12 protein-coding genes and 1 tRNA gene are annotated in these 11,964 nt (G+C 56.6%); 6 read left to right on the top strand and 7 right to left on the bottom strand.

The features are described 5' to 3' along the window. Window positions 1-374 precede the first annotated feature (374 nt). From HY010_16005 to HY010_15985, 5 genes are all read right to left on the bottom strand, one after another. A complete protein-coding gene (locus HY010_16005) occupies window positions 375-977 on the bottom strand; it encodes a hypothetical protein (GenBank protein MBI3477236.1) in 603 nt (200 codons plus the stop codon). Window positions 978-1,183: 206 nt separating this feature from the next. Further along, window positions 1,184-1,462, bottom strand: coding sequence for a hypothetical protein (locus HY010_16000; protein MBI3477235.1), 279 nt, complete (start codon window positions 1,460-1,462; stop codon window positions 1,184-1,186). A gap of 180 nt (window positions 1,463-1,642) precedes the next feature. Continuing rightward, the gene (locus tag HY010_15995; GenBank protein MBI3477234.1) at window positions 1,643-2,284 is read right to left on the bottom strand and encodes a hypothetical protein; all 642 of its coding nucleotides are present in this window, start codon (window positions 2,282-2,284) and stop codon (window positions 1,643-1,645) included. A gap of 640 nt (window positions 2,285-2,924) precedes the next feature. After that, window positions 2,925-4,994: a VCBS repeat-containing protein gene (locus HY010_15990; GenBank protein MBI3477233.1), complete on the bottom strand. Its 2,070-nt coding sequence runs from the start codon at window positions 4,992-4,994 to the stop codon at window positions 2,925-2,927. Between the two features lie 232 nt (window positions 4,995-5,226). After that, window positions 5,227-5,303, bottom strand: a tRNA-Val gene (locus tag HY010_15985). 137 nt (window positions 5,304-5,440) lie between these two features. Here HY010_15985 and HY010_15980 point away from each other — a divergent pair. The 4 genes from HY010_15980 to HY010_15965 are packed head-to-tail and all read left to right on the top strand — an operon-like array spanning window position 5,441 to window position 8,580. Beyond that, window positions 5,441-6,325, top strand: a complete 885-nt coding sequence (locus HY010_15980) for a ChbG/HpnK family deacetylase (protein MBI3477232.1) — start codon at window positions 5,441-5,443, stop codon at window positions 6,323-6,325. 36 nt (window positions 6,326-6,361) lie between these two features. Next, window positions 6,362-6,949, top strand: coding sequence for an RNA 2',3'-cyclic phosphodiesterase (thpR, locus tag HY010_15975; GenBank protein ID MBI3477231.1), 588 nt, complete (start codon window positions 6,362-6,364; stop codon window positions 6,947-6,949). Window positions 6,950-6,964: 15 nt separating this feature from the next. Next, window positions 6,965-7,573: a glycerol-3-phosphate 1-O-acyltransferase PlsY gene (gene plsY / locus HY010_15970; GenBank protein MBI3477230.1), complete on the top strand. Its 609-nt coding sequence runs from the start codon at window positions 6,965-6,967 to the stop codon at window positions 7,571-7,573. After that, complete coding sequence (locus HY010_15965) at window positions 7,570-8,580, top strand: NAD(P)-dependent glycerol-3-phosphate dehydrogenase (protein MBI3477229.1); 1,011 nt, start codon at window positions 7,570-7,572, stop codon at window positions 8,578-8,580. Before plsY ends, HY010_15965 begins: the two co-directional genes overlap by 4 nt. Before the next feature lie 23 nt (window positions 8,581-8,603). Here HY010_15965 and HY010_15960 read toward each other — a convergent pair whose 3' ends face one another. Then, window positions 8,604-9,059: a nuclear transport factor 2 family protein gene (locus HY010_15960; protein ID MBI3477228.1), complete on the bottom strand. Its 456-nt coding sequence runs from the start codon at window positions 9,057-9,059 to the stop codon at window positions 8,604-8,606. 247 nt (window positions 9,060-9,306) lie between these two features. Between HY010_15960 and HY010_15955 the strand changes: the two genes are divergently transcribed. Together HY010_15955 and HY010_15950 are read left to right on the top strand one after the other, a co-directional pair. After that, window positions 9,307-9,777, top strand: a complete 471-nt coding sequence (locus HY010_15955) for a sigma-70 family RNA polymerase sigma factor (GenBank protein ID MBI3477227.1) — start codon at window positions 9,307-9,309, stop codon at window positions 9,775-9,777. Beyond that, on the top strand, window positions 9,774-10,559 hold the full coding sequence (locus HY010_15950; protein MBI3477226.1) for an anti-sigma factor: 786 nt from the start codon (window positions 9,774-9,776) through the stop codon (window positions 10,557-10,559). The genes HY010_15955 and HY010_15950 overlap by 4 nt, the downstream gene beginning before the upstream one ends. Window positions 10,560-10,676: 117 nt before the next feature. Here the strand turns inward: HY010_15950 and HY010_15945 are convergent, their stop codons facing one another. Then, on the bottom strand, window positions 10,677-11,951 hold the full coding sequence (locus tag HY010_15945) for an RNA polymerase sigma factor (GenBank protein ID MBI3477225.1): 1,275 nt from the start codon (window positions 11,949-11,951) through the stop codon (window positions 10,677-10,679). Between the last annotated feature and the right edge of the window lie 13 nt (window positions 11,952-11,964).

The raw sequence follows: 11,964 nt of genomic DNA, 5'->3' as shown, positions 1-11,964 counted from the left end.
GTGCGTTCCCGACGCGAAATTCCGGCAGTCCAAGTCGTAGGGTACCGTTTGCTAGGCATCGGCCTTGTAGTCAGTGGCCTTGCGATATTTGTGGCTGTGCTTCATAAACTCCAGGGATCGCAGCTTGGGGTTGCGGATTTGCTGGTACTAATCTTCGCCGGGGCAATGACAACAGCTTTCCTTTGGTACGGCTGGTACCTCATCAAGCAATCCGTTCGAGACAAGCGGTGAAGTTGGCCGGTTCGGGTCAACGAGTGAAATCGCGATTTATCGCCAACTATCACACAAGTCTGATTGTCTGGGACTGACACCGCCGCGCAGCCCTACTGAGCCTCAATGTTTGTAAGGTCAGGACATTTCCTTGGATCGCAAACTCAAGGCTTTGCGTTCTTGCCATTCGCGACCCAATGGGGGCCATCGCATCCGGTCGTAAGGACTTCTGACAAACGACTCTCAGTGCCGATATTCTCATCTCCGAGAAAAATCACATCGTCGATTGCAAACTGCCCATTTCTCGACATTACGACGGCTGCAACCTGCCAATTCCACGGTCTTTTCGCCGGACCTTCTGTTAGCCTCACGTAAACGCGAAAAGAGCCATCGGCCTCCGATTCCGTTTTGTCAATCTGGAAAGCATATGGATGACCTCGATCGTCGAAACCCGAGAAAAGTCCGAATTCAAACCACGTTGACGGTGCCTTTTCGTCATTCTTCGGGTGCAGGCGAAACCAATCATCACGACAGGCACGTGCCTGGTTGATTCTATGGATCAATGCGCTGCTTAGATAAGGGGATAGTACCTTCATCCTCTTCGGCGTCGGAATGCCCTCGACGGGATCAGATACTAGTTGCTCGTAGAACCTTCGAACAGTAACTCCGGCTTGCCTCGACAAACCAAGGCCATGCTCCTGCGGAGCTTGAGCATAACCGAACAGTTGGATCAAACACAGGAAAGCAACACAGCGAAGAATACTCATAGTGGCGCTATTCTACGGCCAGTTGGCGTAAACAGGCGTTAACACTCAGAGCCCGCCAGACCCTCACCCGCTACCCCGCATCGCTCAAGCTGCAAGAAGGATCAACACGATGCCCAAGGCGAAAAGGATTAACCCGAATTTCTTATCGTTTCTCACGAGAACATTGTGCCTGAAGCTTGACTGTTGTAAACAGGCGTTTACACCAACTACGGTTCGCTGCTCGCGACTGTCCAGACTTCGGTACCTGCCGGAATGTCCGCCTTGGTCAGGGGCTTGTTTAGACAGAGTCCGATTTTCTCGCGGCTAGGCACGAGAAAATCAAAGCAGTGGAGCCTAGTCTTGACCGAGGTCCCATCGGGGCGTAGTAATTCGAGTTGGTCGCCTTGTTTCAAGTTCTCAACGATCGCGAAAGGCACCGCTGGAGCGAGGTGTAGCGTTCCGTCCTGGAACTCGAACGTCTCGGCGACAACGATGAGAAGACTCACGGCGATGCGATTCTAAAGCATTGTTGATGTAACCAGGCGATTTCACGAACAACTGCCTGAACATTCTGCCAAGTCGAGTTGTTGGTGATATGGCGATTTAACAACAACCATGCGTTCACAGTGCAGAATTGACCATTCTTTCTGCGGACTGTCGAGGCAGAATGCGCTGCGAATACTTTGCTATGGGATCGTCCCCAACACTGCACCAGCAGGCAAATCATTGGCCGACATTGCAGTCCACGAATCGTTAAGCGCCTGAAGCGACTCTGCAAAAGGGACGATTTTGGGAACAAATGCCCATAGCCCCTGGAAGTCGCTACCCGGGCCGTTCAGAGGCACACCCGCGACCAGCCAGTATTTGGTTCCTGCGGTCACCGCAAAAGGTGGGAAATTAGCCACGGCCAGAGTACAACAAGTACCAGTGACAGGCAGGTTGGTTACCGTCACCGGTCCGGCCAGTCGCCCGGAGGGAACGCCATTATTGTCGCTCCAGACACTCAGATCGACCTGGTTAGCTCCGAAGCCCGCGTATTGAATCGCTGCTTGCACCTGCGACACATGGGAGTCCAGTTTGGGCGTGAAAGGTATCGCAATAGAAACTCTGTACGACCCACCAATGAACCAACCGCTTTGGTCGTAGTAGGCATCCGTCTTCTTGCCGAGATTGTTGTAAATCTTCGTTAGACCAACTGGGGCTTCCTGCGCCGGCACGTGGATCCCTGACTTCTCCTTTGTATGCACTATGCGAGTGCCTCGGGTTTGAGCCAGCAGTGTCACGCTGCAGAGAGTTAACAGGCACAAATACAACGCAATTTTCTTCATAGCTATCTCCTTAGTCTCCAATTTACCAGAGCGTAACTATTGTAAACAGGCCTTAGCACCAACTAACTGCCCTCAGCGTGCGGGGTCGAGTTGACATCTACGCAGAGCCATTACTTTCCCGCAATAACAAACAAATAGGAAGAGACAGTTGCTCCAAGAGCTAGTGGAATGGCCGAAATTGCTGAACTCCTGAACGTTTCGCGGACTATATGGAACTCCGGGTGCCATCTTCGATAACCGAGGAAGTGGCCCCAAAGGAAGAAGACAACGTAGAAGGCCACGAAGCCGCTTAGAAGATGTCGCCATGTTGCTTTGCGACCTAAAAGGGCGCAATGCCACAGTGCCGAATTCTATAAGGCCTACTATGATCCTGCGGATTAGGGTTGAATCGTCCGTTGTCTCAAACAGAGTTGGAATCTCCTACAAGAGCAATTTTAGACTGCACGTTCATGCCATCTCTATCGCCATAGTGGGTAACGTTAACAAGCAATTACACCAACTCTGATTCCGGCCCAGCCTGCCAAGGTCAGTTGCGGGTGGCATGGCGATCTATCAACCACTACCGCAATGATGACTACTGCGCTGGCAGAAGCGCGATGGATCTCGACAGATCAAGCATCTGCCGTGCGTGGTTTTGCTCTTACGGTTCCACGATTTGGATGACGGTTCCATGACTCATCTGGAACGTTGAATCCCCGGCATACACCGCTTTCATCGTGTGCTTTTTCGCGGATAGCGACGACGTGGTGAATGCTGCTGTTCCACCGGATACGGGCGCCGAGCCGAGCGCTTTTGCCCCGTCATAGAACGCGATCAGTTCGCCATCCGGGATTTTTCCAAAATTCGACGTCACCGACGCGGTAAAGGTCACGGACTCGCCCACGTGCGACGGAGAACCGGAGGTGGTAAGTATGGTCTTCGATCCGACCGGAAGCTGTCGAATGTACTCCGAAAGATTGAGGGATATGCTCCCGGAATTCACAGAATCGCCCATGTATTCGCACTGGACCCGGTGGGTACCGAGCGTCTTGTATTGAATGCTGAAAATTGCCTGGTTGTTCACCAGTGTCCCGCTGAAAAAGGGACTTAGATAATTCTTCGGATGGGCGAAGCACACAACCTGCCCTGGCAGTGGATTCCCAGTCGCGCTGGTGACCCTGACGGTATAGGTAACCGGTTGGTTCAGAGGAGCCGGATCAATGTCGGAAGTCACCGTAGTCGTGGTGCTGTTGAATACAACACCTGGGTTATTGAGGAGAACGCCGAGGCTGCCGTCAGGCCCCCTGCAGAAACTGTCGTTGCAGAAATTCACGGCGATCAGGTCAGGCCTCGCGTCCGAATTCACATCCTCGATAGCGGGTAGAACAATTCCAAAACCGGCTGTTTGAAAAAACAGCGGCGCCGAAAAACCACTGCCATTTCCAAGCAATACGGAAACAAAACTGACCGAAGTGACTCCAACCGAGATCAAATCAGGCTTTCCGTCGCCATTCAGGTCCTTCACTACAACGCCGGATGTGTAGCCCAGATTTCCATAAGTGTCCGGAAAAAGGAAAGTCCCATCTCCATTTCCCCGCAACACAACTGCATCGCGATCCGACACGACCAGATCAAGCTTCTGATCACCGTAAACGTCGGCAACCGCGATCGAAAAGACATTGCCGCCGCCCGAGTCATAATTCACCGCGCTCCGGAAAGCTCCGTCACCTTTGCCGATGAATACACTCACCAAGGCATCAGAAGCGCAATGGGATTTCACGAACTTACAAGAGTTTCCGACGAGTAGATCTGGGATGCCATCACGGTTCACGTCCGCGACCACCACGGGAGATGAATCTGCTCCCAATCCGGCCCGGGGATAGCTTGTGACCGCCCGGAAGGTACCGTCGCCCTTGCCCAACAGGATACCCACGGTCGCGACATCGCCGGGACACGCAGTTGATCCGGCCAGGCTGCAATTCAGTACAACAATATCTTGAATGCCGTCCGCATTGAGATCGGCAAGAGCGATCGAACTGACAAGAAAACCGCCGGAGTCGTAGACCTTCACGGCTTGCAACGTGCCGTCACCATTTCCCAGAAAAACGGCCGCGGATCCATTCTGATTGTTTTGATCGGTTTGGTTCACGACGATTACGTCCTGCTTGCCGTCTCCGTTGAGATCTGCAATCAGCGGGGGAACTGATCCGTCGCTGTACAGCCTGCCGTCCGAACCGTAGACCACCGCCGCTTTGACGGAACCATCGCCGTTGCCCAGCAACACACTGACATTGCCGGAACTGGCCACAATAAGATCGGGCTTACCATCGTGATTCAAATCGCCGACTGCAACTGTGTTCGCACCGCCTAGTCCCAGGTCGTAGAGAACCACCGGCTTGAACGTCCCATCGCCACGGCCGAGCATGACGCCAACCGTGCTATCCACGCCCTGCTCCGGGTTATTGTTGACGACAACCAAATCTGGTTTACCGTCGCCATTCAGGTCCACGACCGCGACGGACGATGATCGCGGCCCGCCAGAGTCATACGCAACCGCGGGCAAGAACAGGTCAGTGTTCGCGTCCACTGCTTGTGCCACAGGCAGGCTCCCTGCCACGCGGGTTGAAGGTGCTACCTGTCCGAGCATTGACAGCGGAGCAAGGACGATGAAGGCCGCAAGAACGCTCCGTGAGAAAGCCCCGCCAAGAGGCACATCGTGTTCGCTGTTCATAGAAGCCTCCGGAAGGCAAGAACCTTGAGTCCGTGGAATCGCGGGGGAGTCGCTTGGACCGATTGAATCAGTCCCGGAAATCACGGGAGCATAACTTCGCGCCGGGCGCGCGTCAATAGCTTTTACACGGCCCTTTATCGCCACCTATCGTCGCGAGACTCGAACACAATTCAGCCCCGTACTCCCATTTTTTGAGATTGATGACTAGCCACATCGGGAGCTTGAGAATGACTGGTGGGCAGTGCAGGGCTCGAACCTGCGACCTCCTGCTTGTAAGGCAGGCGCTCTAACCAACTGAGCTAACCGCCCGCGTCGCGGGGTGGGCGGACTCATCGACACAACGTGAATGGCGCCCAAATTGAGAATACTGGACGCCTCTAGCAGGGTCAAATCGTGCAGCCTGCAAACGCAACCGCCAAAGTAAAGTCGGCTGCTACACTCTCTCCGTGCGACGGCTGATTGTGAATGCGGACGACCTGGGCATGACGGCAGGCATCAACCGTGCCATTCGTGAAACGCATACGAGCGGGATCGTTACTTCAGCGACGTTGATGGCGAGTGGAGCCGCGTTTCGCGACGGCGTCGAACTGGCTCGCTCCTCACCTCGGCTCTCGGTGGGATGTCACGTTGTCTTGGTGGATGGCGCGCCGCTTTCCAGGCAGGAAGAGATACCCACTCTGCTTTCGCATCGCGGCGGGCCGTCCAGCCGTTTTCATTCGAGCATTTCGTCTGTGGCCGCCAGGGCGATGCTGCATCATTTCGACCCCGATCAACTGGTACATGAGATCGTGGCGCAAGTGAAGCAGCTTCATGCGGCAGGCCTGCAAGTCACTCACCTGGACACCCACAAACATACCCACATCTTTCCGCCGATCCTCCATGCACTCGTTCAGGCCGCCCGGATCACCGGCGTGCCTGCGGTTCGGAACCCGTTCGTCCCTGCTAGTTCCCTGCGGCCGCGCTTGTTTTCACGGCATCCCGGACTGTGGAAACGCTATGGACAGGTTCGCCTCTTGAATACCTTCTCGTTGCGCTTCAAAGAAAAAATGAAACGAGCAGGCCTCGCAACTCCGGATGGCGCACTTGGCGTGGTCGAAACCGGTTCGTTCGACGCTACCCTGCTTCGCCAGGCACTGACCGACTTGCCGGACGGTACATGGGAACTGGTTTGCCATCCCGGTTACGACGATGCGGACTTGCGGTCGGCACACACTCGGCTGCTTGCGTCACGCGAGCGGGAGCGCGAACTGTTGACGTCGCCGGAACTGCGGGAATTCCTGGATCAACAATCGATTCGGCTGATCGGCTATCGTGAATTTGCAGGACGCTGACGCGAGAAGCACAATCGAGGAACCACCTGAATATCCATGAGAATATTTGTGGCCATCGATCTTGAAGACAGCATTCGCGAGAAGATTGTCCGCTTTCTCGACGGAGTTCGCGAGTTCGTTCCCGAAGCACGCTGGGTTCGGCCGGAGTCGCTTCACGTCACGCTGAAATTCATCGGCGAGCAAAGAGAAGAACAAGTTGCAGCAATCAAGGAGACTCTGCGCGGCGTTTCCTGCGACAGCATGGAAATTCGATTCCGTGGCTACGGATTCTTCCCCACAGCCACGGCGCCCCGCGTATTTTGGATCGGCATTCAGGCCGGCGAAGCACTCGAGGTCCTGGCGCACAACGTCGACATAGCACTCGGGGCGCTGAAGATTCCTCGCGAAGAACGCCCTTTCAGCCCGCATTTGACACTGGCTCGAGCCGCCGGCGGTTCCGGCGCACCCAGGTGGCGCAAAGGGGATCGGGCAAACTCTACTTTTTCCCTGTTGCAGAAACGGCTCGCAGCCCTCCGCGAGATCGACTTCGGTACAATGACCGCTCGCGAGTTTTTTCTTTATCAGAGTCAACTCTCGCCGAGCGGATCGAAATACACGAAACTGCAAAGCTTTCCGCTGCACTGAAACTACTACGCTCACATGAATGCTTTCGTCATCACCGCGGCACTCAGTTATCTGCTGGGATCCATTCCCTTCGGATACCTGCTGGTGCGCATTTTTCGAGGCGAAGACGTGCGCTCCAGCGGAAGTGGGAACATTGGCGCCACCAACGTCGCGCGCAAATCGCCGGCGTTGGGCGTCGCGACCCTTCTACTTGACGCGGGTAAAGGAATTGCAGCAGTGGTGCTGACCAGGATTCTCATCGCGCATCCTCACCAGACACTCGTCCTGACCACGGCCGCCTTCTTTGCCGTAGTCGGACACATGTTCCCCGTGTGGCTGAAGTTTCGCGGAGGCAAGGGCGTGGCGACCGGCTTCGGCTCGTTTGTCATGATCGCTCCCAAGTCGATCCTCTGTATGCTCGGGATTTTTGTCGTGGTCGTCGCCATCTTCCGTTACGTCTCTCTGGGATCGGTCGTGGCGACTGCGCCTCTTCCGCTTCTTGCATGGGGACTACGTGAGGCGGTCGAACCCGGCGCGATTCTTCTCATGTTGGCTGCATCTTCCCTGATCATCTGGAAACATCGCCAGAATATCGCACGAATAGCCGCTGGCACCGAACCAAAGTTAGGGGCGCGAGCACGATGAGCCGCGTCGCAATTATCGGAGCAGGCGCCTGGGGAACGGCTCTAGCCATGGTTCTCGGCAGAAAGGGCGCGCATACAGTCCGTCTCTGGGCAAATGAGCCAGATGTTTGCCAGAGCATGGAGCAGCGTCACGTCAACGAGCGGTTTCTGCCCGGCTTTACGCTCCCCGACTCCATTCATGCCACTGGAGATTTGTCCCATGCCGTGGAAGGCGCCGAGATCGTGGTCAGTGTCATGCCATCGCAACATTGCCGATCATTGTTTGCGCGCATGGCACCCAGCCTTAAGCCACAAATGCTCTTCGTCAGCTGCACCAAGGGATTGGAAGATGGAACTCTTCTGCGGATCTCGGAAGTCATCACGGATACTCTCCGCAGCGTTCCCTTCACTCCGCGTATCGGCGCTTTGAGTGGGCCATCATTTGCCAAGGAAGTTGCGCGCGGCGATCCGACTGCGGTTACGGTGGCGTCCGTCGATACAGAACTAGCGCGCATCGTGCAAGAGGCGTTTAACGACTCCCGTTTCCGCGTCTACACCAATGACGATGTAATCGGAGTCGAACTGGGCGGAGCGCTCAAGAACATCATCGCGATTGCGGCTGGAGTTTGCGCCGGGCTCGGCCTGGGACATAATTCGGTAGCTGCGTTGATCACCCGTGGACTCGCCGAAATCGCACGCCTGACCGTAGCCTGCGGCGGCCGCCTCGACACGATGGCCGGACTCGCTGGCCTGGGCGACCTGGTCCTTACCTGCACCGGCGATCTGTCTCGTAATCGCAGTGTGGGCGTCGAACTCGGCAAGGGACAAAGACTCGCCGACATCATCGCCGGTATGCATGGCACCGTAGCGGAAGGCGTTTTCACGACGAAAGCCGCGGTCGGACTGGCGAGGAAGAAAAACGTCGAGATGCCGATCACCGAACAGATGTATGCGATCCTCGAAGACGGGAAATCTCCACAACGAGCGATCGAAGACTTGATGACGCGCGCTGCCAAGCGCGAAGCGTAATCATCTCAACATATTGTGAACGATTACTTATCCATTACTTCGAAATCCTGCGACGCCACCACCTGCCATTTGCCACTGCGTTTCACAAAGACATCTGTCCAGACCCAGCGCCCCGTCTTACCGTCCTTGCGTTTCCAGCTCTCACTGCCATTGACCACGGCCGTCTGGCCATAAAAGCGAATCGTCACATCGTCTTCGTTCAAACGATTGGAAACCAGCGCCTCTCCCGTTTTCACTTCTGCGATGATGTCAGCTTTCTTCACTCGCTTTCCATCCGTCTCCGTGCCCAGAAAATCATCGGCCACAATTCGTTGGTTGGCGGCAACATCCATCGCGACAAAGGACTGCGTCCAGTCCCGCTCCAGTTGCAGGATTTGTTCGCGATCGGCAGAGTTTCCAGTCGCAGATTGTGCACGGATAAGAAACGGCATTCCCAGCATCAAAATGGAAAGAACTATGCAACGCACCGGCAATTTCATGCAATTCTCCTCGAAATCACGGTAAAGCAGGCGCAATTGTACCCTCAGCTTGCCCGCCAGCGCCAAGACTGCTATTTTTTGAAGGCCGCAACGGCATGATCAGGCGAGTCGAGCTTGCTGCAATCCAACGATCACTTTGAGACGTACTTCAGGAGGACGAAGAATCCGCGTGGCGAGCGCTGAGACCAACGCGATTCCCCCTGACCTGGCGCTGGTAACGGCGATCCGGTCGGGCGATCAGGGCGCCATGGCGGCTCTCTATGATCGTTTTTCGTCCATTGTGTACGCGGTCGCGCTGCGTGTCCTGCAAGACACCGGCGCAGCTGAGGACGTCTTGCAGGACATCTTCATGCAACTCTGGCGCAACCCGGGAGCGTTCGATTCCAGCCGCGGCAACATGGCCGCGTGGCTCGCGGTGATCGCTCGCAACCGCGCCATCGACGCGCTTCGCAAGCGGCGTCCGCAAGACGATATCGAAGACGTGATCGTCTCGGTCGATACGGATCTCGCATCCGAGACGGACCGTTCGCGCGCCATGGTAAAAGTTCGAGACGCGTTGCAGGGTATGCCGTCGCCGCAACGATCTGCTCTTGAGATGGCGTATTTTGAAGGATTAACCCACACGGAAATCGCTGAGAAGACCGGCGAGCCGCTGGGCACGGTAAAAACAAGAATACGAACGGGACTTTTGTCGCTGAGAAAAATATTGATCGCATGAGCGCACACGAACAATTCGCGGACGATCTGGCGCTGCACGCGCTCGGCTCTCTGGAAGGTGACGAACGCATCGCCCTCGAGAAGCATCTCGATGGCTGTGCTTCTTGCCGTCGCGAGTTGGAGTCCCTGCGCGGCGATCTGAGCCTGCTCTCGCTGACGACCGCCGGCCCAAAGCCGCCCGCCCGTTCCCGCCAACGGCTGATGGCAGCAATCGCCGCCGAACCTCGTTTCCCAAAACCAGTAGCGGCCCCTGCTCCCCGTTCGCGTTCGTGGTGGGCAGTGCTCGGTTGGTCTGCAGCTGCAGCGATGGCTCTGCTCTGCCTCGGATTATTGCGCCAGAACTCCTCCCTTAGCTCGGAGATTGCAGGCCTACATTCACAAATCGTCGGCCAGCAGACGGAACTGCAAGAGACCAAAGAGATCGTAAAGACTCTATTGGATCCAGCGTCGCAGAAGATTGAGCTCGCCAGTGCCCGCAGCAAGCCCCAGCCGCGCGGCAAGGCGATCTACCAGCATCGCAATCGGAACTTGATCTTCCTCGCCAGCAATCTGCCCCAGCTGCCGCCGGAGAAGGTTTACGAGCTGTGGCTGTTCCCTGCCAACGGCGGCGCTCCCATTGCAGCGGGACTCTTCAAGCCGGACGCTCGCGGCAGCGCTACCATCGTCAATCCTCCACTTCCGGAAGGAGTGGAAGCCAAAACTTTCGTTGTGACTCTGGAACCCGAGAGCGGCTCCCACGAAGCTCCGCGTGGAACGCCAGTGATCGTTGGCGTTGGCGAATAGTTCGCCTAAGTGCCGGGCATTTCAGGGCGAAGTTTTCCTTTCATGCTTCCCTGTATCTTGCTTTTGGGTGGCGCAGCGGTTTACCGCTGCGATCAGCGGATATTTCTGGACGCGGCTTTAGCCGCCAAGGCTCGACGCCCGCTCCAATAGCAATGCCCGCTCGCGTGCGTTTTTTGTCAGCGAAGCCGCCCGCGCAAACTCCGAACGGGCTTCATCAAAACGTCCCAGTTTCTTGAGCAAGTCCCCGCGCACGCTGGGCAACAGGTAATAATTCGCCAGCGCAGGTTCAGCTACGAGAGCATCCACGAGATCCAGGCTGGCTTGTGGACCGCTCGCCATCCCCACCGCAACCGCGCGGTTCAACTCGATGATCGGGGACGGCGTTCTCCGCCCGAGTTCATCGTAAAGAGCCACGATTTGAGACCAATCGGTTTCGTCCGCAGTCCGCGCCCTCGCATGACAAGCAGCAATCGCAGCCTGTAGTGCGTAGGGTCCACGTAGCCCGCCAAGTTCCTCCGCGCGACCAAGAGCCGCCAGTCCGCGGCTGATCAGCATCCAATCCCATTGCGCCCGATTTTGCTCCAACAACAAGATCGGCTCGCCGTTTGGCCCCACTCGCGCCCTTGCCCGCGACGCCTGAATTTCCATCAGCGCTACCAACCCATGCACTTCAGGTTCTTTCGGCGCCAATTCGGCGAGGATGCGCCCGAGACGAAGCGCGTCCTCGCAAAGACCGGGGCGCATCCAGTCATCGCCTGCCGTCGCCGAGTAGCCTTCATTAAAGATGAGATAAACAACTTCCAGCACCGATGCGAGGCGCTCCGCAAGTTCTGTTCGGCGTGGCACCTCAAACGGCACACGCTTGTCCGCCAGCGTGCGCTTCGCTCGAACAATACGCTGTGCGATGGTTGGCTCGGGAACGAGGAAGGCGCGCGCGATCTCATCCGTGGTAAGTCCACCGAGCAACCGAAGGGTGAGAGCGACACGTGCCTCCGTCGAAAGCACGGGATGGCAGGAAACAAAAACGAGCCGCAGTAGGTCGTCACCCACTTCATCGTCGAGCGCTCGGTCGAGGTCCGCCATATTCGCCTCGGTGATCTCCTCACGCCGGTTCTCCAGCTGGCGACCGAGTTCTTCGTGCTTTCGGTCGAGCATCTGGTTGCGGCGCAGGCGATCAATGGCACGATTCTTGGCAGCGGCCATGAGCCAGGCGCCCGGATTGTCCGGAACGCCCGACTGCGGCCATTGTTCCAGTGCGATGACCAGGGCATCCTGCGCGAGATCTTCGGCCAAGCCGACATCGCGCACCATCCGCGCAAGTCCAGCGATGAGCCGGGGAGACTCAATCCGCCACACTGCGTCAATCGCACGATGCGTATCGGTAGCCGTCACAGCTACCGATCAC

Source organism: Acidobacteriota bacterium (genome assembly GCA_016196065.1).
Lineage (GTDB): Bacteria > Acidobacteriota > Terriglobia > Terriglobales > Acidobacteriaceae > Acidiflorens.
Note: the sequence above shows the minus strand (reverse complement) of the source record. Positions and strands in the feature narration are given on the sequence as shown.